Annotated in this window: 19 protein-coding genes; 11 read left to right on the plus strand and 8 right to left on the minus strand. The window is 55.2% G+C overall.

Annotated features, from left to right (window positions below; genetic code table 11):
- Nucleotides 1-37 precede the first annotated feature (37 nt).
- Nucleotides 38-862: a protein bax gene (locus ABFI50_RS09960; protein WP_014882032.1), complete on the plus strand. Its 825-nt coding sequence runs from the start codon at nucleotides 38-40 to the stop codon at nucleotides 860-862.
- Between the two features lie 38 nt (nucleotides 863-900).
- On the opposite strand, the gene xylR is transcribed toward ABFI50_RS09960, so the two are convergent.
- The 4 genes from xylR to xylF form a co-directional block, all read right to left on the minus strand.
- Nucleotides 901-2,079, minus strand: a complete 1,179-nt coding sequence (gene xylR / locus ABFI50_RS09965; RefSeq protein WP_014882033.1) for a D-xylose utilization transcriptional activator XylR — start codon at nucleotides 2,077-2,079, stop codon at nucleotides 901-903.
- Between the two features lie 33 nt (nucleotides 2,080-2,112).
- A complete protein-coding gene (gene xylH / locus ABFI50_RS09970; RefSeq protein WP_014882034.1) occupies nucleotides 2,113-3,294 on the minus strand; it encodes a xylose ABC transporter permease XylH in 1,182 nt (393 codons plus the stop codon).
- Nucleotides 3,272-4,813 carry a xylose ABC transporter ATP-binding protein gene (locus ABFI50_RS09975; RefSeq protein ID WP_014882035.1) on the minus strand — a complete coding sequence of 514 codons (1,542 nt, stop codon included), beginning with the start codon at nucleotides 4,811-4,813 and terminating at the stop codon, nucleotides 3,272-3,274. Before ABFI50_RS09975 ends, xylH begins: the two co-directional genes overlap by 23 nt.
- A gap of 72 nt (nucleotides 4,814-4,885) precedes the next feature.
- Complete coding sequence (gene xylF / locus ABFI50_RS09980) at nucleotides 4,886-5,878, minus strand: D-xylose ABC transporter substrate-binding protein (protein WP_014882036.1); 993 nt, start codon at nucleotides 5,876-5,878, stop codon at nucleotides 4,886-4,888.
- A gap of 370 nt (nucleotides 5,879-6,248) precedes the next feature.
- On the opposite strand from xylF, the gene xylA reads away from it, so the two are divergent.
- The 4 genes from xylA (at nucleotide 6,249) to ABFI50_RS10000 (ending at nucleotide 10,650) form a co-directional block, all read left to right on the plus strand.
- Nucleotides 6,249-7,571 (plus strand): xylose isomerase, encoded by a 1,323-nt coding sequence (xylA, locus tag ABFI50_RS09985; RefSeq protein WP_086527836.1) that lies wholly within the window; start codon nucleotides 6,249-6,251, stop codon nucleotides 7,569-7,571.
- 61 nt (nucleotides 7,572-7,632) lie between these two features.
- A complete protein-coding gene (gene xylB / locus ABFI50_RS09990; RefSeq protein ID WP_045134447.1) occupies nucleotides 7,633-9,087 on the plus strand; it encodes a xylulokinase in 1,455 nt (484 codons plus the stop codon).
- Nucleotides 9,088-9,190: 103 nt separating this feature from the next.
- The gene (locus ABFI50_RS09995) at nucleotides 9,191-9,730 is read left to right on the plus strand and encodes a cysteine hydrolase family protein (protein WP_347485969.1); all 540 of its coding nucleotides are present in this window, start codon (nucleotides 9,191-9,193) and stop codon (nucleotides 9,728-9,730) included.
- Nucleotides 9,730-10,650 carry a helix-turn-helix domain-containing protein gene (locus ABFI50_RS10000; RefSeq protein ID WP_048996519.1) on the plus strand — a complete coding sequence of 307 codons (921 nt, stop codon included), beginning with the start codon at nucleotides 9,730-9,732 and terminating at the stop codon, nucleotides 10,648-10,650. The genes ABFI50_RS09995 and ABFI50_RS10000 overlap by 1 nt, the downstream gene beginning before the upstream one ends.
- On the opposite strand, the gene ABFI50_RS10005 is transcribed toward ABFI50_RS10000, so the two are convergent.
- Entirely contained in the window at nucleotides 10,643-11,638 is a 996-nt protein-coding gene (locus tag ABFI50_RS10005; protein WP_048996522.1) for an acyltransferase, read from the minus strand. The two genes, ABFI50_RS10000 and ABFI50_RS10005, sit on opposite strands and share 8 nt — an antisense overlap.
- A 182-nt stretch (nucleotides 11,639-11,820) precedes the next feature.
- Between ABFI50_RS10005 and ABFI50_RS10010 the strand changes: the two genes are divergently transcribed.
- The 4 genes from ABFI50_RS10010 to ABFI50_RS10025 all read left to right on the plus strand — a co-directional run bounded on the left by ABFI50_RS10010 (nucleotide 11,821) and on the right by ABFI50_RS10025 (nucleotide 17,337).
- Nucleotides 11,821-12,126 carry a YsaB family lipoprotein gene (locus ABFI50_RS10010; protein WP_032635354.1) on the plus strand — a complete coding sequence of 102 codons (306 nt, stop codon included), beginning with the start codon at nucleotides 11,821-11,823 and terminating at the stop codon, nucleotides 12,124-12,126.
- Between the two features lie 160 nt (nucleotides 12,127-12,286).
- Nucleotides 12,287-13,198 (plus strand): glycine--tRNA ligase subunit alpha, encoded by a 912-nt coding sequence (glyQ, locus tag ABFI50_RS10015; protein WP_003860141.1) that lies wholly within the window; start codon nucleotides 12,287-12,289, stop codon nucleotides 13,196-13,198.
- A gap of 9 nt (nucleotides 13,199-13,207) precedes the next feature.
- Nucleotides 13,208-15,277: a glycine--tRNA ligase subunit beta gene (gene glyS / locus ABFI50_RS10020; RefSeq protein ID WP_014882041.1), complete on the plus strand. Its 2,070-nt coding sequence runs from the start codon at nucleotides 13,208-13,210 to the stop codon at nucleotides 15,275-15,277.
- Nucleotides 15,278-15,717: 440 nt separating this feature from the next.
- Complete coding sequence (locus tag ABFI50_RS10025) at nucleotides 15,718-17,337, plus strand: ABC-F family ATP-binding cassette domain-containing protein (protein WP_248197420.1); 1,620 nt, start codon at nucleotides 15,718-15,720, stop codon at nucleotides 17,335-17,337.
- A 38-nt stretch (nucleotides 17,338-17,375) separates the two neighbouring features.
- Here ABFI50_RS10025 and ABFI50_RS10030 read toward each other — a convergent pair whose 3' ends face one another.
- Nucleotides 17,376-17,663, minus strand: coding sequence for an HTH-type transcriptional regulator (locus ABFI50_RS10030; RefSeq protein ID WP_014882043.1), 288 nt, complete (start codon nucleotides 17,661-17,663; stop codon nucleotides 17,376-17,378).
- A gap of 332 nt (nucleotides 17,664-17,995) precedes the next feature.
- On the opposite strand from ABFI50_RS10030, the gene ABFI50_RS10035 reads away from it, so the two are divergent.
- Both ABFI50_RS10035 and cspA read left to right on the plus strand, forming a co-directional pair.
- Nucleotides 17,996-18,706: a DUF3053 domain-containing protein gene (locus ABFI50_RS10035; protein WP_014882044.1), complete on the plus strand. Its 711-nt coding sequence runs from the start codon at nucleotides 17,996-17,998 to the stop codon at nucleotides 18,704-18,706.
- A gap of 247 nt (nucleotides 18,707-18,953) precedes the next feature.
- On the plus strand, nucleotides 18,954-19,166 hold the full coding sequence (gene cspA / locus ABFI50_RS10040; RefSeq protein ID WP_003860775.1) for an RNA chaperone/antiterminator CspA: 213 nt from the start codon (nucleotides 18,954-18,956) through the stop codon (nucleotides 19,164-19,166).
- Between the two features lie 58 nt (nucleotides 19,167-19,224).
- Here cspA and ghrB read toward each other — a convergent pair whose 3' ends face one another.
- Nucleotides 19,225-20,199 carry a glyoxylate/hydroxypyruvate reductase GhrB gene (gene ghrB, locus ABFI50_RS10045; protein ID WP_248197416.1) on the minus strand — a complete coding sequence of 325 codons (975 nt, stop codon included), beginning with the start codon at nucleotides 20,197-20,199 and terminating at the stop codon, nucleotides 19,225-19,227.
- Nucleotides 20,200-20,225: 26 nt separating this feature from the next.
- Nucleotides 20,226-21,506: an MFS transporter gene (locus tag ABFI50_RS10050; protein WP_023331751.1), complete on the minus strand. Its 1,281-nt coding sequence runs from the start codon at nucleotides 21,504-21,506 to the stop codon at nucleotides 20,226-20,228.
- Nucleotides 21,507-21,605 lie beyond the last annotated feature (99 nt).

A 21,605-nucleotide genomic window follows, 5' to 3' on the forward strand; every position in this document is an offset into this window, starting at 1 on the left:
AAGGTGTTAGGATGATGACATCCGACCAGGAGACCTAATGATATCGACTCCCATTCGACGATATGGGGCTGCGATACTCATGTTACTCACCATGGCATTTTCAGGTGAGGTGCTTGCGAAGACGCACACGGATACAACGAGTAAGAAAGCCCACGTAATAAAGACGACAAGTAGTAAGGTTAGCAGTAAACAAGAGTATTCTCGCAATAGTGCAAAGAGTAGTTCACTTCCTGATTTGCGAAAATACCCTTCCGGAACACCAAGGAAAAAAGCGTTTCTCCGGACGGTAATGCCTTACATCACGAGTCAAAATGCCGCGATTACTGCGGATCGTAACTGGCTGATTTCCAAACAGTACGATAGCCGCTGGTCGCCTTCAGAACGAGCGCGTCTGAAAGATATCACGAAGCGCTACAAGCTGAGCTGGAACGGTAACACCCGTCGTGTGCCGTGGAATGCTCTCCTTGAACGTGTCGATATCATCCCGAATAGCATGGTTGCGACCATGGCGGCAGCCGAAAGCGGCTGGGGAACGTCAAAGCTGGCGCGTAATAACAACAATCTTTTCGGTATGAAGTGTGTGAAAGGTCGTTGTAATAATGCGCCTGGCAAGGTGAAAGGCTATTCTCAGTTTGAATCAGTCAAAGATTCCGTGGGTGCCTATGTGGTCAATCTGAACACGCACCCGGCCTACTCATCTTTCCGTAAATCACGTGCTCAGTTGCGTAAAGCGGATCAGGAAGTGACGGCCAGTACGATGATCCACAAGCTGAAGGGTTATTCGACGAAGGGGCAGAGCTATAACAACTATCTGTTCGCGATGTACCAGGATAACCAGCGCTTAATCGCCGCCCATATGTAATCACTAAAAACGCCTTCTAAATGAAGGCGTTTTCTTTTCTATATCAGCACCTCGCTGTGGCGATCCCGATACTCTTTTGGCGTGGTGTCATACTCTTTGCGAAACACCGAATAGAAATATTGCAGCGACGGGTAACCGCACATCTGCGAGATTTCGTTGATCGACAGTGATGTTGAGATGAGCAGGCTGCGGGCTTTCTCCAGTTTCTCCGCATGGATGACGGCATGAATGGTTTCGCCCACTTCTTCTTTGAAACGCTTCTCCAGATTCGAACGAGAAATGCCCACCGAATCCAGAACCTGATCGACCTTAATTCCTTTACAGGCGTGGTTGCGAATATAGTGCATCGCCTGAATGACGGCCGGGTCACTCAGGGAACGATAGTCGGTTGAGCGACGCTCCACGACGCGGACAGGGGGTACCAGCAAACGCTGAAGCGGCAGAGACTCTTTATCCAGCAGACGATGCAGCAGCTTCGCTGCCTGATAGCCCATCTGACGGGTGCCCTGTGCCACAGAGGAGAGCGCCACGCGGGAGAGATAGCGGGTGAGTTCTTCGTTATCAATGCCAATCACGCACAGCTTCTCGGGCACCGGGATATGTAAATGCTCGCAGACCTGCAGCACGTGGCGGGCGCGGGCGTCGGTGACGGCAATAATGCCGGTTTGCGGGGGCAGCGTTTGCAGCCAGTCCGCCAGCCGGTTTTGCGCGTGCTGCCAGTTTTCCGGAGCCGTCTCCAGCCCCTGATACACTACGCCGCGATACTTCTCCTGCGCGACCAGCTGGCAAAACGCATGCTCGCGCTCGACTGCCCAGCGCTTGCCGCTGGTGGCGGGTAAACCATAGAACGCGAAACGATGGACGCCTTTCTCTTTTAAATGAAGAAAAGCGGCTTCGACCAGGGCATGATTATCGGTGGCGATATAGTGAACCGGCGGGTAATTTTCGGGGGAATGGTAGGAGCCGCCGACGCCCACGATCGGGACATCGACGTCGGTCAGCAGCTGTTCAATGACGGGATCGTCATAGTCAGCGATGACGCCATCCCCCAGCCAGTCTTTGATGTTCTCCAGACGGGTGCGGAAGTCTTCCTCAATGAAGATATCCCACTCGGATTGCGACGCCTGCAAATATTCACCCACGCCTTCAACGACCTGACGGTCGTAGGCTTTATTGGCATTGAATAACAACGTAATGCGGTGACGCTTTTCAAACATGGCTCACTTCCCAATTAAGTCACAATACGGTTATCAGGCTCGTCGCTTGGTGGCAGAGTCCATCCAGACTGCCAGTAAAAGAATGGCCCCCTTGACGATATACTGCCAAAACGTCGGGACGTCCATCATACTCATCCCGTTATCCAACGACGCCATGATAAATGCCCCCATGACCGCACCCGCCACGCTACCGATACCGCCGGCGAGGCTGGTGCCGCCAATGACGCAGGCGGCAATCGCATCCAGCTCGGCGATGTTACCTGCGGAGGGCGAACCGGCACCCAGACGCGAACTGAGGATCAACCCGGCGATGGCGACCATCAGGCCGTTAATGGCGAACACCGCGAGCTTAGTGCGCTCGACGTTGATCCCCGAGAGACGGGCAGCTTCAAGGTTGCCACCGATGGCATAAATGCGGCGGCCAAACGCGGTGCGCGTCGCCATAAACATCCCGCCCAGCAGTAACAGCGCCAGCAGCAGGACCGGTGTCGGAACACCGCGATAGTCGTTAAGAAGCCAGATGGCGCCCAGCACAATGACCGCAGTCAGCGCATGGCGTCCTACCACGGAGGTTGATGCCGGTGACGCCAGCCCCAGCGCCTGACGACGCATGCGCCCCCGCCACTGCCAGGCGACAAACGCCAGCAAACCTACCACGCCAATCGTAAAGCCCACGCTATCGGAGAGGTAGCTCTGACCAATTTGTGACATGGCGGCGCTGGTGGGGGAGACGGTAGTGCCGTTGGTAATCCCGATTAAGATCCCACGGAAGGCCAGCATCCCCGCCAGGGTGACAATAAACGACGGGACTTTGCGGTAGGCAACCCACCAGCCGTTCCAGGCCCCCAGGACCAGACCCAGTACCAGCGTCACCGCCACGGTCAGCGGCAGCGGCCAGCCAAGCCAGACGTCGAAAATAGCCGCCACGCCGCCGAGCAGGCCCATCATCGAGCCTACAGACAGGTCAATTTCTGCCGAGATAATGACGAACACCATGCCTACGGCCAGGATCCCGGTAATGGCGGTCTGGCGGAGCAGGTTAGAGACGTTACGCGCGCTTAAATATGAGCCATCGGTCATCCAGGTAAAAAACAGCATGATGACGATAATTGCTGCGATCATCACGAAGACCTGCAGGTTCAGCGCTTTTAGCCCTGCGAACGCACCGGGCGTCGGAACGGCGACTTTGATATCAGACGGATTGCTTTTCGACATGACGTTCGCTCCTTAAAGCGGCTTCCATCACCTGCTCCTGCGTCAGGTTCTGGTTAATCAGGTTGGCTTTCAGTTTCCCCTCGTGCATCACCAGCACGCGGTCGCTCAGGCCGAGCACTTCGGGTAACTCAGACGAAATGACAATGACGGCAATCCCTTGCTGAACAAGCTGATTAATCAGTTTGTAGATTTCATATTTGGCACCGATATCAATCCCGCGCGTTGGCTCATCGAGGATTAATATGCGTGGGTTGAGAAGCAGGCAGCGCGCCAGAATCGCTTTCTGCTGGTTACCGCCACTCAGGCGGCCAATCGCCAGTTCCGGGGAGGACGTTTTGACCTTCAGCCTGGCAAGCGACTGAAGAATGCACTGTTGCTCTGCGGCATCGTCCAGGCTGCTCAGCGCGCCGGAGAACCGATCGAGTGCCGCAAGCGTGATGTTTTTCCCCACCGCCATGACCGGTACGATGCCGTCTTTTTTACGATCTTCCGGCACCATAGCAATGCCGCGGGCAATCGCCTGCTGGCAGTTGTCGATTTTCACTGGCTGGCCGTCGATATAAATCGTGCCCTCCCAGCGCCCGGGCCACACGCCAAACAGACACTGTACGGCCTCCGTGCGTCCGGCGCCGACGAGGCCCGCAATCCCGAGAATTTCGCCGCTGTGAAGAGAAAACGAGACGTTATTCACGCGTTTAATGTGGCGGTTAACGGGGTGCCACGCGGTCAGGTTTTCCACACGCAGCACTTCCTCGCCTCTGGCGTGTGGCTCATTCGGGTAGAGCGCCGTCAGCTCGCGGCCTACCATCATGGTGATGATGTCATCTTCACTCATGCCTGCCGCTTCGCGCGTGCCGATGTGTTGCCCGTCGCGAATGACACAGATGGTGTCCGAAATGGCTTTAACCTCGTTTAGCTTGTGCGAAATGTAGATACAGGCGATGCCGTGGTTTTGCAAATCGCGGATGATATTGAGCAGAACTGCGGTTTCCTGTTCGGTGAGCGAAGCCGTGGGCTCATCGAGGATCAGCAGCCGTACCTGTTTGTTCAGCGCCTTAGCAATTTCTACCAGCTGCTGTTGCCCCAGACCCAGATCGCCCACGCGGGTATCCGGTGAAATATTGAGGCTCACCTGCGCCAGCAGCTTTTCACAGCGGAGCGTCATGGTGTCGTAATCCAGTACGCCGTGGCGGGAAATCTCGGCTCCAAGGAAGATGTTTTCCAGCACGGTGAGATGCTTCACCAACGCCAGCTCCTGGTGGATAATGGCGATCCCTTTACGTTCGGTATCGCGAATGTGTGTCGCCTGGATCACTTCACCGGCAAAGACAATTTCGCCTTCGTAACTGCCGTGTGGGTAGATCCCACACAGAACTTTCATCAACGTTGATTTGCCCGAACCGTTCTCGCCGCACAGCGAAACCACTTCGCCGGGGTTCAACCGGAGGCTGACGTTGTCGACGGCCTTCACTGCGCCGAAGCGCTTGGTGATGCTTTTCATTTCAAGTAAATAAGGCATACCTGCTCCACATAACCCGAGGGAAGAACAGTACAACGTGATGCGCCCCCGCAGAGCGGGGGCCGCGCTGGATTACAGTTCGCTCTTCTTGTGGAAACCGTCTTTAATCACGGTGGCGTCAATGTTCTCTTTATTGACTTCAATTGGCGTGAGCAGGCGAGCCGGAACATCTTTCAGCCCGTTATTCAGCGTCGCGTCTGCTTTAGGCTGCTTGCCATTGCCCAGCTCCACGGCGATTTCAGCCGCGGTATTGGCAAGCTCGGTAATCGGTTTGTAGACCGTCATGGTTTGTGTGCCAGCGATAATGCGTTTTACCCCTGCCAGGTCGGCATCCTGCCCGGAGATCGCGACTTTCCCGGCCAGCCCCTGGGCGCTCAGCGCCTGGATAGCACCGCCTGCGGTGGCATCGTTGGAGGCCACGACCGCATCAATTTTGTTGTTGTTGGCCGTCAGCGCGTTTTCCATAATTTTCAGCGCGTTTTCTGGCAGCCATCCGTCGGCCCACTGATCGCCAACCACCTTAATTTTCCCATTGTCGATGTAGGGTTTAAGGACTTTCATTTGTCCTTCACGGAACAGTTTGGCGTTGTTATCTACCGGAGAGCCACCCATCAGGAAATAATTGCCCTGAGGCACTTTGTCGATCAGGCTTTGCGCCTGTAATTCACCCACTTTTTCATTGTCGAACGAAATATAATAATCAATATCCGCATTATTAATCATGCGGTCATAAGCGAGAACTTTTATGCCCTCTTGCTTCGCTTCTTTCACTACGTTACTTAATACCTGGCCGTTATAAGGGATAATGACCAGAACATCGACACCACGGTTAATCATATTCTCGATCTGTGACATTTGCGTTTCTTCATTGCCATTCGCTGACTGAACAAAGACATTCGCACCGAGTGATTCCGCTTTTTTCACAAAGATATCGCGATCTTTTTGCCAGCGCTCCAGGCGCAGGTCGTCAATCGCCATGCCAATTTTGACCTCTTTGGCATGTCCTGCAAAGCTTACAAGGAGGAGAGTAGTGCAGATCGTTAGGGTCAGGTTCTTTATCTTCATAATTATTAGGCCTTTTGTAGGGGTATGTGTTGCTGAGATAAAAGAAACATTCACTGCTGGGACGCAGCAAATTTTTAACGCGGAAAGGCGGGCTGGCAATTACAGATTTTTATCTTCTCATTACGATATTTGGTTTATTTCTGAATTTATGACCGCGATCGGATTTTAAAATGCGTAACGTCTTAATTACATTTGATTCTGGAATTTACGCCGAAAAATAGTTTGCCTGCGCATTATTTTGCGAGCCAGCGCACAGTTGTGCATTCTCTCAATAGCAGTGTGAAATAACGTAATTGAGCAACCCAAAATGTCTATTCACTATTACTCCTGTATCAACGACTCGCCGCATACCCTGATTATGGAGCTCAATATGCAAGCTTATTTCGACCAACTCGATCGTGTTCGTTACGAAGGCCCAAAAACGACCAATCCTTTAGCATTTCGTCACTACAACCCGGATGAGCTGGTTCTGGGTAAGCGCATGGAAGACCATCTGCGCTTTGCCGCCTGTTACTGGCATACCTTCTGCTGGAACGGCGCCGATATGTTCGGTGTGGGTTCCTTTGACCGCCCATGGCAGCAGCCGGGTGAAGCCATCGAGCTGGCGAAACGCAAAGCCGATGTGGCATTTGAGTTTTTCCACAAGCTGAACGTGCCGTACTACTGCTTCCACGATGTGGACGTCTCGCCGGAAGGTGCGTCTCTGAAAGAGTACCTGAACAATTTCGCGCAGATGGTGGATGTGCTGGCGGCAAAACAGCAGCAAAGCGGCGTGAAGCTGCTGTGGGGTACCGCAAACTGCTTCACTAACCCACGCTACGGCGCGGGCGCGGCAACCAATCCGGATCCGGAAGTGTTTAGCTGGGCGGCCACGCAGGTGGTGACGGCCATGAACGCCACGCATCAGTTGGGCGGCGAAAACTATGTCCTGTGGGGCGGCCGTGAAGGCTACGAAACCCTGCTCAACACCGATCTGCGCCAGGAGCGCGAGCAGATTGGCCGCTTTATGCAGATGGTTGTCGATCATAAGCACAAAATCGGCTTCCGTGGCACGCTGCTGATCGAGCCGAAACCGCAGGAACCGACCAAGCACCAGTATGACTACGACGTGGCGACGGTGTATGGCTTCCTGAAACAGTTCGGTCTGGAAAAAGAGATTAAAGTTAACATTGAAGCCAACCACGCCACGCTGGCGGGCCACTCTTTCCATCACGAGATTGCGTCTGCGATTGCACTGGGCATATTTGGCTCTGTCGATGCTAACCGCGGCGATGCACAGCTGGGCTGGGATACAGACCAGTTCCCGAACAGCGTGGAAGAGAATGCGCTGGTGATGTACGAAATCATTAAAGCGGGTGGTTTCACTACCGGCGGCCTGAACTTTGACGCTAAAGTACGTCGTCAGAGCACCGACAAATACGATCTGTTCTACGGCCACATTGGCGCGATGGACACCATGGCGCTGGCGCTGAAAGTCGCCGCTCGCATGATTGAAGACGGTGAGCTGGATAAGCGTGTTGCGAAGCGCTACAGCGGCTGGAACAGTGAGCTGGGTCAGCAAATTTTGAAAGGCCAGTTATCACTTGCGGAGATCGCGAAGTACGCTGAACAGCAGCAGCTGGCGCCGCAGCACCAGAGCGGGCACCAGGAACTGCTGGAAAACCTGGTCAACCACTACCTGTTCGATAAATAACAGCACGTAGGCCCGGTAAGCGTTAGCGCCACCGGGCATTTCTGTTAAAGGAGTCACCGTAATGTATATCGGGATCGATCTTGGCACGTCGGGTGTGAAAGCCATCCTGTTAAGCGAGCAGGGCGATGTGTTAGCCACGCAGACGGAAACGCTGCAGGTTTCACGTCCGCATCCGCTGTGGTCGGAACAGGACCCGGAGCAGTGGTGGCAGGCAACGGACCGTGCCATCAAGGCGCTAGGCGAGAAACACCCTCTGCGGGACGTCAAAGCGCTGGGGATTGCCGGGCAAATGCACGGCGCAACGCTGCTGGATAGCCAGCATCGCGTGTTGCGTCCTGCGATCCTCTGGAACGATGGCCGCTGTGCAGAAGAGTGTGCGCTTCTTGAGGAACGTGTACCCACCTCCCGCCAGATCACCGGCAACCTGATGATGCCCGGTTTTACCGCACCGAAACTTCTGTGGGTACAGCGTCATGAACCTGAGATTTTCCGGCAGGTGGCGAAAGTCCTGCTGCCGAAAGATTATCTGCGTTTTCGCATGACGGGTGATTTCGCCAGCGACATGTCTGACGCGGCGGGCACGATGTGGCTCGACGTGGCGAAACGTGACTGGAGCGAGGCGATGCTGGATGCCTGCCATCTGACCCGCGCCCATATGCCCGCGCTGTTCGAAGGTAGCGAGGTGACAGGCACGCTGCAGCCAGCCGTTGCTGAACGCTGGAATATGCCAGCCGTACCGGTGGTGGCCGGAGGCGGTGACAATTCGGCGGGGGCCGTGGGTGTCGGCATGGTGGAGGCAGGGCAGGCGATGCTGTCGCTGGGAACGTCCGGTGTCTATTTTGCCGTTAGCGACGGGTATCGCAGCAACCCTGAAAGCGCAGTGCACAGTTTCTGCCATGCCCTTCCGGGGAAATGGCATTTGATGTCAGTGATGCTCAGTGCCGCATCTTGCCTGGACTGGGCGGCAAGACTCACCGGCATGGCCGATGTTCCGGCGCTCATCTCCGCCGCGCAGCAGGCGGATGACACCGCGGGTACGATCTGGTTTTTACCGTATCTTTCCGGTGAGCGAACGCCGCACAACAACCCGGAAGCGAAAGGGGTGTTCTTTGGTTTAACTCATCAGCATGGCCCGGCTGAGCTGGCGCGTGCGGTTCTGGAGGGTGTGGGCTATGCGCTGGCCGACGGCATGGACGTGGTGCATGATTGCGGCCTGAAACCGTCGAGCGTCACCCTGATTGGCGGCGGCGCGCGGAGCCCTTACTGGCGACAGATGCTGGCTGACATCAGCGGATTGCAGCTGGATTTCCGCACTGGTGGCGATGTCGGGCCCGCGCTCGGCGCCGCACGGCTGGCACAGATAGCCATGAACCCCGAAAAACCGCTTTCACAATTGTTACCGCAGCTTCCGCTTGAACAGGCGCACTTGCCTGACGCAGCACGCCATGCCCGCTATGCGCAGAGGCGCGACGTGTTCCGCAAAATCTATCAGCAGCTGCTGCCGCTGATGTCGTAAACACGCTTGTCCGACAGAGGCTCGAGGATGTCCTTTTTTGGTCTGTGCGTGCCTTCCTTTCCTTGCCAGTATGGTGTTACACCCACTGGCGAGGAGATTTATCATGTCACGTACTGCATTAATCAACATTGATACTCAGCAGTCATTTCACCATCGCAATTACTGGCACGAAGGCGATATTCCTGCCTTTCAGCAGGCGATGCTGGGTCTGATTGAAGGCTGCCAGGCGCGCGGTATTCCGGTCGTTGATATTTTTCATGTAGATGAAGACGGCCCGTTCACACTGCAAAGCGGCTATGTCATACCGATGGCCTTTTTGCGTCATCAGCCGGATGTGGTTTTCCAGAAACATGTCTATAATGCCTTCACGGATACCGGGCTTGACCGCTGGCTGCGCGAGCGTGATATCAACAGACTGATTATCTGTGGCATACGCACGGAACAATGCTGTGAAACCACCGCGCGGGTGGCATCCGATCTGGGCTATGCTGTGACCTTTGTGAGTGAGGCAACGCTGACATTTCCTATGACCTACAAGGGCATTACCCTGAGTGCAGCGGAAATTCGCCATCGTACCGAGACTGTACTGTCCGGGCGCTTTGCCGAGATTAAAACGGTAGTGGAGACGCTGGAGTCACTGTAATGCGCATCGACGTCTGGTTCGTAATGTTGCCAGGGGTGTTGTCATTGGATATGACGGGCCCGGCAGAGACTTTTGTGCTGGCGGGCGACGCGTTTCGTCTGCGTTACATTGGTCCGCAACCCGAGGTGCCGACGTCGATTGGCCTGACGATGGGTGGCATCCAGCCGTTGCCGGAAAGCCTGCCTCGGGGCAGCTTACTGGTATTGCCGGGAGTGAGCGATTCCCGTGTTCAGTTCTCCACGCCACAGGCGCAGCAGATTCAGCACTGGCTGATGCGCCTGCAACCGCAGATCCAACGCCAGGAAATCACCGTTATGTGCGTCTGTTCAGGGGCGTTGCTGGCGGCGAAATCGGGCCTGCTGAATCAGCGGCAGTGTACTACCCATCATGACGTCATTAACCGTCTGCGCACCGCGGCGCCTGGGGCGACGATTAAAGAAAACCGGATATTTGTGCAGGATGAGAACATCTGGACCAGCGCAGGGATCACGTCGGGCATCGATCTGGCGCTGCATATGATTAATCGCCTGTGCGGCCCCGAAAAGGCGCTGGCTGTGGCGCGTGAGATGGTGGTGTGGTTTCGCCGTTCCGGTGACGATCCTCAGCTTTCGCCGTGGCTACGCTACCGAAATCATCTGCATCCGGCGATCCATCGGGCGCAGGATGCGCTCACCGCAGAGCCGCAAAAAACGTGGAGCCTGCCAGATATCGCCGCACTGGCGCACGTCAGCCCACGTCATCTCACTCGGCTTTTCCAGTCACATTTAGGGATTAGCGTTCGCGATTATCTGGAGCAGCTGCGTCTGGCGGTGGCGGAACAGTGGCTGATGCAGGGGCGCGGCGTGGAGCAGGCCTCACTGGCGGCAGGGTTTTCCTCCCCGCGCCAGTATCACCGCGCCCGGCAGCGAAGCGTTAACTGACGAAGCGGCGAGTGTCTATTTTTTGCAGCAGCATCGACAGCAGCAGGCTGATGACCAGCGTGGCGGCAAAAATCCAGATGATATCCAGCACCGGCCAGCTCTTTAGCTCCACACCTCTTGTTCGCAGGGCGTGGATCACCAGCGCGTGAAAACCATAAATTCCGAGCGAGTGCCGCGAAATCACGCTCAGGACCGGGAGTGGCCGCGCGTTGAGCGTGTTTTTAACGAGCGTAAGCAGCGAGACGGCACAGAGAAACACCATCGGTCCGCAATACAGGTACCAGGTATCGGCAAAATTACCGCGCCACTGCAATTCGTGCAGCGTCCCGCGCGATATCACCGCCACGCCTGCGATAAACAGCAACGCACAAAGCCAGTTCAGACTACGTTTTTGCGTCTCCATCATCCCGATGGCGCGCCCCAGCATGCCGTAAAGCACGTAATAGAAGGTATCGCCGTTGATATAGAGATTGACCGGCAACCATTCAAATCCGTCGATTTTCTGCGAGACCGTATTCGGGTTGGCGATAAGGCCAATCACCACCATCAGGGCCAGCAGCATTTTCCCGCTGACGTTTTTCACCTGAATAAGAGGAGAGACGAGATAGATAACGATAATGGCGAAGAAAAACCACAGGTGATAGAACACTGGTTTTTGCAGCAAATATTTGAGTGATACCCCGGCGTTAATTGAGGTGAACAAGGTGATATAGAGCAAGGCAACGACGCTGTAAAACCCCAGACAGGCCGCGATGCGGGTGAAGTGCCTCGGCTGCGCGCTACGTTCGCCAAAAAAGAGAAAGCCGGAAATCATAAAAAACAGCGGAACGCTGACGCGAGACGCAGAGTTGAGAATGTTGGCAATGTCCCAGTTAACAGAGCTGATGCTGTGCGCATTCGTGACATACCAGGTCGTCGTGTGGATCATGACCACCATCAGACACGCTATTCCTCGCAGGTTATCAATCCAGTTAATTTTTGACGCCATCAGTTCCTCGTGTTCCCTGTAAATGGAGTGTGACTGCCATTGTCCAAAAGTCTTCGTTTGGAAAATTCTGAGTTTTATCAGCAGGCTTGCCGGAAGACCGCGAGATTCGCAGAATGGCGGACCTTAATCTATAAAAGCTTTGATACTAAAAATAACAGCCACTGACCAGGACGGTAATAAAAATGATGATGAAGCGAGTGGCGTCACTCTTTCTGCTGCTTATGCTGGCAGGTTGCAGTACGCCACAAGAAGCATCTGTGCAAAAAGCACAGCAGGGCAAAATGAGCCCGGAACGTTCACTGAACATGGAGGCAATCTGTAAAGATCAGGCTGCACGCCGCTATAACTCGGCCGTTCAGAAGATTGATGTCACCGGATTTGAGCGCTTTCAGGGAAGCTATGAGCTGCGGGGCCATACGTCGCGTAAAGAGGGCTTTGTCTGCTCGTTTGATGCAGACGGCCAGTTTTTACACCTCTCCATGCGCTAGCCTGCTCGCATAATCAACAGCCAGACGCTGCCCGCGTTCTGGCCTGAAGGCTTATTTCCCAATTTTCCCTAAACAACCCCGTTTCGTACTGTATATCTTGCAGCCAGCGGGTATACTGGTCCCTTCCATTTAAAACCACACGTATCCAGCACGAAATACTATGCAAAAGTTTGATACCAAGACCTTCCAGGGCCTGATCCTGACCTTACAGGATTACTGGGCTCGTCAGGGCTGCACCATTGTTCAACCTTTGGACATGGAAGTCGGCGCCGGCACTTCACACCCGATGACCAGCCTGCGCGCGTTGGGACCAGAGCCAATGGCGACCGCGTATGTGCAGCCTTCCCGTCGTCCGACCGATGGTCGTTACGGTGAGAACCCGAACCGTCTGCAGCATTACTATCAGTTCCAGGTGGTGATTAAGCCATCGCCCGACAATATTCAGGAACTGTACCTCGGGTCGCTGAAAGAGCTGGGTATGGATCCAACCATTCACGATATCCGTTTCGTGGAAGATAACTGGGAAAACCCAACGCTGGGTGCCTGGGGTCTGGGTTGGGAAGTGTGGCTGAACGGCATGGAAGTGACCCAGTTCACTTACTTCCAGCAGGTTGGCGGTCTGGAATGTAAGCCGATCACGGGTGAAATCACCTACGGTCTGGAACGTCTGGCGATGTACATTCAGGGCGTAGACAGCGTTTACGACCTGGTCTGGAGCGACGGCCCGCTGGGTAAAACCACCTACGGCGACGTGTTCCATCAGAACGAAGTGGAGCAATCCACCTATAACTTCGAATACGCGGACGTGGACTTCCTGTTCACCTGCTTCGAGCAGTACGAGAAAGAAGCGCAGCAGCTGCTGGCGCTGGAGACTCCGCTGCCGCTGCCTGCTTACGAGCGTATTCTGAAGGCCGCCCACAGCTTCAACCTGCTGGACGCCCGCAAAGCCATCTCCGTGACTGAACGTCAGCGCTACATTCTGCGTATTCGTACCCTGACCAAAGCCGTTGCTGAAGCTTACTACGCGTCCCGTGAAGCCCTTGGCTTCCCGATGTGCAACCGAAACAAATAAGAGGCGGCCATGTCTGAGAAAACTTTCCTGGTGGAAATCGGCACCGAAGAGCTGCCACCAAAAGCCCTGCGCAGCCTGGCTGAATCTTTTGCTGCGAACGTGACTGCTGAGCTGGATAACGCTGGCCTGGCGCACGGTAAAATTGAGTGGTTTGCTGCGCCGCGTCGTCTGGCGCTGAAAGTGGCAAATCTGGCGGCGTCTCAGCCGGATCGTGAAGTCGAAAAACGTGGCCCGGCTATTGCCCAGGCGTTCGACGCGGAAGGCAAGCCGAGCAAAGCGGCTGAAGGCTGGGCGCGCGGTTGCGGCATCACCGTTGACCAGGCCGAGCGTCTGACCACCGACAAAGGCGAGTGGCTGCTGTATCGTGCGCATGTGAAAGGCGAGAGCGCAGAAGCGCTGCTGCCGGACATGATTGCCACGTCGCTGGCGAAATTGCCGATTCCTAAGCTGATGCGCTGGGGCGCGTCTGACGTCCACTTCGTGCGTCCGGTCCATACCGTGACCCTGCTGCTGGGCGACACCGTTATTCCTGCCACCATTCTGGGCGTGGCGTCCGATCGCGTGATCCGTGGCCACCGCTTTATGGGTGAGCCGGAGTTCACCATCGACAATGCCGACCAGTATCCGCAAATCCTGTTGGAGCGCGGCAAGGTCATTGCTGACTACGAACAGCGTAAAGCCAAAATCAAAGCGGACGCGGAAGAGGCGGCGCGCAAGATTGGCGGTAATGCCGATCTGAGCGACAGCCTGCTGGAAGAAGTGACCTCTCTGGTTGAATGGCCGGTGGTGCTGACCGCGAAGTTCGAAGAGAAATTCCTGGCCGTTCCGGCAGAAGCGCTGGTGTACACCATGAAGGGTGACCAGAAGTACTTCCCGGTCTATGCCAACGACGGCAAGCTGCTGCCAAACTTCATCTTTGTCGCCAACATCGAATCGAAAGATCCGATCCAGATTATCTCCGGTAACGAGAAGGTCGTTCGTCCGCGTCTGGCGGATGCCGAGTTCTTCTTCAATACCGACCGTAAAAAGCGTCTGGAAGATAACCTGCCGCGTCTGCAGACCGTGCTGTTCCAGCAGCAGCTGGGTACGCTGCGCGACAAGACCGACCGCATTGCGGAGCTGTCCGGCTGGATCGCCCGCGAAATTGGTGCCGACGTCAACCATGCGACCCGTGCGGGCCTGCTCTCCAAGTGCGACCTGATGACCAACATGGTGTTCGAATTTACCGACACCCAGGGCGTGATGGGCATGCACTACGCGCGTCACGATGGCGAAGCGGAAGACGTGGCTGTGGCACTGAACGAGCAGTATCAGCCGCGCTTTGCGGGTGACGAACTGCCGTCCAACCCGGTCGCCTGCGCCGTGGCGATTGCCGACAAGATGGACACCCTGGCGGGTATCTTCGGTATCGGCCAGCATCCAAAAGGGGACAAAGACCCGTTTGCGCTGCGTCGTGCTGCGCTGGGCGTGCTGCGCATCATCGTTGAGAAGAACCTGAACCTGGATCTGCAGACACTGACCGAAGAAGCGGTGCGTCTGTACGGCGACAAGCTGACCAACGCGAACGTGGTGGACGACGTTATCGACTTTATGCTCGGTCGTTTCCGCGCCTGGTATCAGGACGAAGGTTACACCGTTGACACCATTCAGGCGGTGCTGGCGCGTCGTCCGACCCGTCCGGCTGATTTCGATGCGCGTATGAAGGCGGTTTCCCACTTCCGTACGCTGGAAGCGTCATCTGCGCTGGCTGCGGCTAACAAGCGTGTCTCCAACATTCTGGCGAAATCCGACGAAACGCTGAACGAACGCGTGAACGCCGCAACCCTGAAAGAGCCGGAAGAGATTGCTCTGGCGATGCAGGTTGTGGTGCTGCGCGACAAGCTCGAACCGTACTTCGCGGAAGGCCGCTACCAGGAAGCGCTGGTGGAGCTGGCGGAACTGCGTGACGTGATCGACGCCTTCTTCGAGAAAGTGATGGTGAACGTAGAAGATAAAGACCTGCGTATCAACCGTCTCTCTATGCTCGAAAAACTGCGCGAGCTGTTCCTGCGCGTGGCGGATATTTCGCTGCTGCAGTAATGTGCACGCTGTCATAAACATGTGAGCCGTCTTTCTTGCCGGGTGGCGCTACGCTTACCCGGCCTACATTGTGTAACGGGTTGCACGTTTCATTGTAGGCCCGTGCAAGCGTAGCGCCGCCGGGCGAAACTGACAAAATGCACTTTGCCAGCAGTTTGATAACCCGCTTCGGCGGGTTTTTTTATGGGGCTTTTGTAGGCCGGATAAGCGCGGCGCCTTCAGGGTATCGGCAAAGTAGTCCTTCCCAAAGGGCTGAGGGAGTATAAGTCGCCCAAAATTTAACCTTGAAACCTTCAACACATTACCGTTATCCTTACCCTCGTTAAATTTCTCGCGCTGGAGTGCCCCCCAAAAATGAACAAACACGACTGATGAATTTCGATCCTTGCTAAACGCCACCGCGTCGGCAGGGGATGTTTTGATTTCATTCAGGAGTGCTTATGGCTCATTTTGCGCAGTCCCCTTCTTTTATTTTGCATCAGGTCACCTGTCAATTTGCGACGGGGGATACCCTTTTTGGTCCGCTGAATCTTTCTCTGGAACCGTCTCTGTGCGCGCTGGTGGGCCGCAACGGCAGCGGGAAAACACGTCTGCTGCGCCTGCTGGCGGGACTTGATGAACCCGCAAACGGGCATATCGAACGAACCGGAACAAAGGTTTATGTGGCGCAGCAGCAGGATATTTTGCCACACACGACGCTGGCTGAACTGCTCGGGTACGAGGCAATCTTCGCGGCGCGAGCGCGTGTCGACAGCGGAGAGTATCAGCCTGACGATCTGGAAACGCTTGATGGCTTCTGGGATTTAGCAGAACGCCTGAGCGAGGCGTTTGCCCGGGCGACACTGTCGCCGTTTGATCCGGATAAGCCAGCCGCTGAACTCAGCGGTGGCGAGCGTGTCCGCGCGTTGCTGTGCGGGGCGTTTACGGCGCAAGCGGATTATCTGCTGCTGGACGAACCCACTAACCACCTGGACCGGCAAGGCCGGACATGGTTCTACGACCAGCTTGCCCGTTATCAGGGCGGTGTACTGGTGGCCTCCCATGACCGTGAGCTGCTGGCGCAGGTGCCGCGCATTCTTGAACTGAGTGGCGCTGGTCTTCGCAGCTATGGCGGGAATTATGCGGATTATCAAACCCAGCGCGATGCTGAGCAACAGGCTGCCCGCGCGGCGCTGGAGCACGCGGCGACGGCGCGCAAACGTACCCGCGCGCGCATGCAGAAAGAGCATGACGACAGCCAGCGGCGGTCGGCAAAAACATTGCGCACCGTCGATACCCTCAATATCGCATCGTTCGAACGCGTCAAATATAAAGGCGCGGCAAAGGAACGTATTGGCAGCTGGAAAAAGCAGCATAACGAGCAAAATGATGCCCTGAACGCTGCCGTAAACAAGGCGCGTGAGCGGGTTGAAGACGATAACCCGGTGATGTTTACCCTGCCGGGGAGTCAGATCCCGGAAGGAAAACAGGTGCTGGTGATGGAAAATCTGGTGCTGCCGCATGTGCTAGTTCCCCCACTCAACTGGCGGATGGATGGTCCGATGCGCGTGGCGTTAAAAGGACCAAACGGCTGCGGGAAGTCGACGCTGTTAAAAGCGATTCTCGGTGAAATCAGCCCGCGTTCAGGGACCTGCAACGTTTCCGTCAGCTGCGCTTATCTCGATCAACATCTGTCCCGGCTCGATCTCTCGCAGTCGGTCATGACCCACCTCAACCTGGGCAATACGCCCCTTGAAGAGGGGGTATTACGAACCCGTTTAGCGCAGCTCCAGTTGGGGGCCGATAAAGTCGCGCTCCCGCTGGCGGAACTGAGCGGCGGTGAGCGTCTTAAGGCGGCACTGGCCTGCGTATTATGGCGTGCTGAGGCCACGCAGCTCCTGTTGCTGGATGAACCGACCAACCATCTGGATCTGGCCTCGGTTCAGGCCATTGAAGCGGCATTGGCCGGTTTTCCGGGAGCACTGCTGGTGGTGTCACACGATGACGCTTTTTTAAAAGGGTTAACGTTGTCGCACGAGATGATCTGGGAAGAGGAGGGCTGGCGTTGCGAAAGTCTTTAAACACAAGCCCCCGCGAAGGCGGGGGCGTTCAAACGTCACTACGCTATCTGTTTGCTGAGTGCAGGGTTGGCCTGAATCAGGCGCATCAGCTTTAACTCGGTTGGCGTGGGTCTCTCACGTTTTGACTCCCACTCCAGCACCATCGCTACGCTGACACCCATCGCTCTGGCGAATTCTTCTGTCTTCAGACCTGTCCCTTTGCGCAATTGCTCATATTCTGTAAAGGGATTGGCTTTTTGTTGCAGGGTAATCGTCTGCGGTACATCTTTAAAAATGATCTGTTCCAGACTGCTCAGCAGCTCAAACTCAGGATCTTTATATTCCATTGAGAACTCCTCTTAAATCTCACATCGTGATCAAGAACATCAGAGAGCCAATTAAGAATAGTCCCTAATACAAACCCAGGATCGTCACGGGTGTGATTAATCGTGCGGTAACGATCGCTTTATCCGATTCAGCTATATGGATAGTTATGCTAATTACCTGATTAACCATAAGGAGGGCCCGTCAGGTATTTTTTTGTAAATGATAAGAAATAAATCGGCAATAGGCGTTTTACATGAAAAGAGTATCTTGCAAGGCTGACCTGGACTATCCTTGTAAGCCGTCGGGCACGCGTGTGCCGGTGTGCGCTTTTTTGGGTGAAAGGAGTAATAAAATGGCGACAGGAAAGTCCTGCTCTCGCTGGTTTGCGCCTATTGCGGCGTTGTTGATGGTTGTTAGCCTGAGTGGGTGTTTTGATAAAGAAGGCGATCAGCGCAAAGCGTTTATCGATTTTCTGCAGAATACAGTGATGCGCAGCGGCGAGCGGTTACCGACGCTGACTGCGGATCAGAAAAAACAGTTTGGTCCCTTTGTGTCCGATTACGCCATTCTTTATGGGTATTCACAGCAGGTGAGCCAGGCGATGGATTCCGGTATCCGCCCGGTCGTGGATAGCGTAAACGCCATCCGCGTTCCACAGGATTATGTGACTCAGCGTGAACCGCTGCGCCAGTCCAACGGTGCGCTCGGCGTGCTGAGCCAGCAGCTACAGAATGCGAAAATGCAGGCTGATGCGTCACGTTCTGCGCTGAAGCAGGGTGACGATCTCAAACCGGTCTTTGACAAAGTGTATGAGAAAGTGGTGACCAAACCGTCTGAAGCACTGCAACCGCTGATTCCGGCCGCGCAAATTTTCACGCAGCAGCTGGTTCAGGTGGGTGACTTTATCGCCCAGCAGGACACTCAGGTGAGCTTTGTTGCCAACGGCATCCAGTTCCCGACTTCGCAGCAGGCAAGTCAGTACAATACGCTGATTGGGCCACTGGCCTCCCAGCATCAGGCCTTTAGCCAGGCCTGGAGTGCCGCCGTCACGGCCACAGAATAAACCGAAAAAACCCCGCGTCAGGCGGGGTTTTTTTATGCATTGCGAAAATAACGCTTGTCATTCCTCTACCACATCGGTATAACTATTCCCGTCGGTTTGTTACACAGACCTAAAGCAGTTTAGTAAAGCAGTCCAGATTGTTATCCATAGATACCCTTCGTTGTGACCCTTCCTTCATCGCTTAAAAATCTGTAACGCAATCCATCAAGCCGGAAGGCACAATATATTTGTTAATTAAGGTAATTCTATGTCTGCTAAAATGACTGGTCTGGTAAAATGGTTCAACGCTGATAAAGGTTTCGGCTTCATCACTCCTGACGATGGCTCAAAAGACGTGTTCGTACACTTCTCTGCTATCCAGAACGATGGCTACAAATCTCTTGACGAAGGTCAGAAAGTGTCCTTCACCATCGAAAGCGGCGCTAAAGGCCCAGCAGCTGGTAACGTTGTAAGCCTGTAAGCTTCCAACCCAGTAGCACAAAATTCAAAAACCCGCCTTCTGGCGGGTTTTTTCGTTTCTACTGTTGGATCTGCGGGTTAACGCAGTTTTTATCCACTTTTCCACTCAGCGCGGCAATCAGGTTGTCCACTGCGGTAGCCGCCATGTTGTAGCGTGTCTCGTGCGTGGCAGAGCCGATGTGGGGCAGGGCGACGACGTTTGGCATTTTCAGCAGTGGAGAATCCACCGGCAGTGGCTCCTGCTCAAACACGTCCAGACCGGCGGCGTGGATCTCGCCATTTTGCAGGGCTTCAATGAGCGCCTGCTCATCCACCACCGGGCCACGACCCGCGTTGATAAAAATGGCGGATTTTTTCATTTTTTCAAATGCGGATTTGCCAATCAGGTGACATGTTTCATCCGTCAACGGCAGGATCAGGCAGACAAAATCGGCTTCCTGCAACAGCGTATCCAGCTCACAGTAACGCGCGTTAAAACGTTCTTCCGCTTCATCGTGGTGACGGCGCGCGTTGTACAGTATCGGCATGTTGAAACCAAAATGCGCGCGCTGTGCCAGCGCCAGCCCGATACGCCCCATACCCACGATGCCCAGCGTTTTTCCGTGAACATCCACGCCGAACCAGTCCGGGCCAATGCTTTTTGTCCATTCGCCTGCTTTAACGCGCTCGGCCACTTCAACCACGCGACGGGCGGTGCTGAGCACCAGCGCCATCAGCGTGTCGGCCACGGTTTCCGTCAGGGCATGCGGCGTGTGCATCAGCAGGATTTTGCGGGCGCTCAGGGCATCCACGTCGAAGTTGTCATAACCTACTGAAACAGTTGAAGTAGCACGAAGCTTCGGCATTTTCTCCAGCAGGGCGATGTCCACTTTCTCGCTTGAACCCAGCAGGCCTTCGGCGCTGGCGAACGCATCGGCATGCTGTGCCACGGTCTCCGGACTCAGGTTTTTCACCTGCGTGACGGTGAAGTGCTCTTCCAGGCGTTTCTGCAGATCTTCCGGCAGTGCTTTATACAAAATGACGGACGGCTTCATGCTAATCTCCGTTGATTTTTAAGGATTCAGGCGTGGCGTGCGCCGACGGGGTGCTGTTGATTATTAGCAGGCTTAACAATCAGAGTAAGCCACACGGAGGCAAAAAGCGCCACCCCCATAAAGATGTACGATGCGGATGGGCTGCCGGTGGCTCCGTTCAGGTAACCAACAAACCAGGAGCCGCAGAACGAACCCAGCGCGCCCATGCTGTTAATTAATGCCATGGCACCGCCCGCCACGTTACGCGGCAGCATCTCCGGGATGATGGCAAAGAATGGACCGTACGGGGCGTACATGGCGGCACCGGCAATGACCAACAGGGTATAAGAGGCCCAGAAGTGATTCGCGCCCACGGCCCAGGAGCCGATGAAGGCAAAAGCAGCAATCAGCAGCAGCGGCCAGACGAACACCTTACGGTTTTGTAGCTTATCCGACGCCCAGGAGGCGACGATCATGGCGATGGTCGCAGCCAGATACGGTACGGACGAGAGCCAGCCCACTTCAACCATGCCGAGATTCTCACCGCCGCTGCGGATGATCGACGGCAGCCACAGCACAAAACCGTACACGCCGATACTCCAGGTAAAATACTGCGCGCAGAGCAGGATCACGTTACGGGAGCGGAAGGCTTCACCGTAGTTACGTACCGCCTTCAGACCCTGCTGCTCTTTATCCAGCTGCGCCTGGAGCGCCGCTTTTTCATCTTCGGAAAGCCATTTCGCCTGGGCAGGTTTATCTTTCACCAGCACCCACCAGCAGAAGGCCCAAATCACTGCCGGAACCCCTTCGATGATGAACATCTCGCGCCAGCCGAAGGACTGGATCAGGTAGCCGGAGACCACCGACATCCACAGTACGGTGACCGGGTTACCGAGGATCAGGAAAGTATTCGCGCGTGAGCGTTCAGATTTGGTAAACCAGTTGCTGATGTAAATCAGCATCGCGGGCATGACCGCCGCCTCAACGACGCCAAGGATAAAGCGAATGGCGGCCAGGGCAGGAATATTGTTCACCACGCCGGTAAGTGACGCACAGGCGCCCCACAGGATCAGACAGATGAAGATCAGCTTACGCACGCTGCGGCGTTCGGCGTAAATAGCACCGGGGATCTGGAAGAAGAAATACCCCAGGAAGAAGAGGGCGCCCAACAGGGATGAGACGCCCTTAGTGATCCCGAGGTCTTCGGTGATCCCAGCCGCGGATGCGAAACTGAAGTTGGCACGATCAAGGTACGCCAGGCTGTACGTGATAAACACGATTGGCATGATGTACCACCAGCGTTTTACTGCATTGGTCGAACTGTTCATAGGCTTGCCTCTGTTGTTGAGGTTGTTACCGCCGTTGTCTGTAGGGTACACGGTGGTTTAATTATTGGGTGCGGCCTGTGGCCCTGACCCTGGCCGTCT

The organism is Enterobacter sp. HNDS-6 (genome assembly GCF_039850505.1).
Taxonomy (GTDB): Bacteria; Pseudomonadota; Gammaproteobacteria; order Enterobacterales; family Enterobacteriaceae; genus Enterobacter; species Enterobacter kobei.

Bases quoted from the DNA above. Each gene is read 5' to 3' on its own strand.
- ABFI50_RS09960 (WP_014882032.1), top strand. From the start codon at position 38: ATGATATCGACTCCCATTCGACGATATGGGGCTGCGATACTCATGTTA.
- xylR (WP_014882033.1), bottom strand. From the start codon at position 2,079: ATGTTTGAAAAGCGTCACCGCATTACGTTGTTATTCAATGCCAATAAA.
- xylH (WP_014882034.1), bottom strand. From the start codon at position 3,294: ATGTCGAAAAGCAATCCGTCTGATATCAAAGTCGCCGTTCCGACGCCC.
- ABFI50_RS09975 (WP_014882035.1), bottom strand. From the start codon at position 4,813: ATGCCTTATTTACTTGAAATGAAAAGCATCACCAAGCGCTTCGGCGCA.
- xylF (WP_014882036.1), bottom strand. From the start codon at position 5,878: ATGAAGATAAAGAACCTGACCCTAACGATCTGCACTACTCTCCTCCTT.
- xylA (WP_086527836.1), top strand. From the start codon at position 6,249: ATGCAAGCTTATTTCGACCAACTCGATCGTGTTCGTTACGAAGGCCCA.
- xylB (WP_045134447.1), top strand. From the start codon at position 7,633: ATGTATATCGGGATCGATCTTGGCACGTCGGGTGTGAAAGCCATCCTG.
- ABFI50_RS09995 (WP_347485969.1), top strand. From the start codon at position 9,191: ATGTCACGTACTGCATTAATCAACATTGATACTCAGCAGTCATTTCAC.
- ABFI50_RS10000 (WP_048996519.1), top strand. From the start codon at position 9,730: ATGCGCATCGACGTCTGGTTCGTAATGTTGCCAGGGGTGTTGTCATTG.
- ABFI50_RS10005 (WP_048996522.1), bottom strand. From the start codon at position 11,638: ATGGCGTCAAAAATTAACTGGATTGATAACCTGCGAGGAATAGCGTGT.
- ABFI50_RS10010 (WP_032635354.1), top strand. From the start codon at position 11,821: ATGATGATGAAGCGAGTGGCGTCACTCTTTCTGCTGCTTATGCTGGCA.
- glyQ (WP_003860141.1), top strand. From the start codon at position 12,287: ATGCAAAAGTTTGATACCAAGACCTTCCAGGGCCTGATCCTGACCTTA.
- glyS (WP_014882041.1), top strand. From the start codon at position 13,208: ATGTCTGAGAAAACTTTCCTGGTGGAAATCGGCACCGAAGAGCTGCCA.
- ABFI50_RS10025 (WP_248197420.1), top strand. From the start codon at position 15,718: ATGGCTCATTTTGCGCAGTCCCCTTCTTTTATTTTGCATCAGGTCACC.
- ABFI50_RS10030 (WP_014882043.1), bottom strand. From the start codon at position 17,663: ATGGAATATAAAGATCCTGAGTTTGAGCTGCTGAGCAGTCTGGAACAG.
- ABFI50_RS10035 (WP_014882044.1), top strand. From the start codon at position 17,996: ATGGCGACAGGAAAGTCCTGCTCTCGCTGGTTTGCGCCTATTGCGGCG.
- cspA (WP_003860775.1), top strand. From the start codon at position 18,954: ATGTCTGCTAAAATGACTGGTCTGGTAAAATGGTTCAACGCTGATAAA.
- ghrB (WP_248197416.1), bottom strand. From the start codon at position 20,199: ATGAAGCCGTCCGTCATTTTGTATAAAGCACTGCCGGAAGATCTGCAG.
- ABFI50_RS10050 (WP_023331751.1), bottom strand. From the start codon at position 21,506: ATGAACAGTTCGACCAATGCAGTAAAACGCTGGTGGTACATCATGCCA.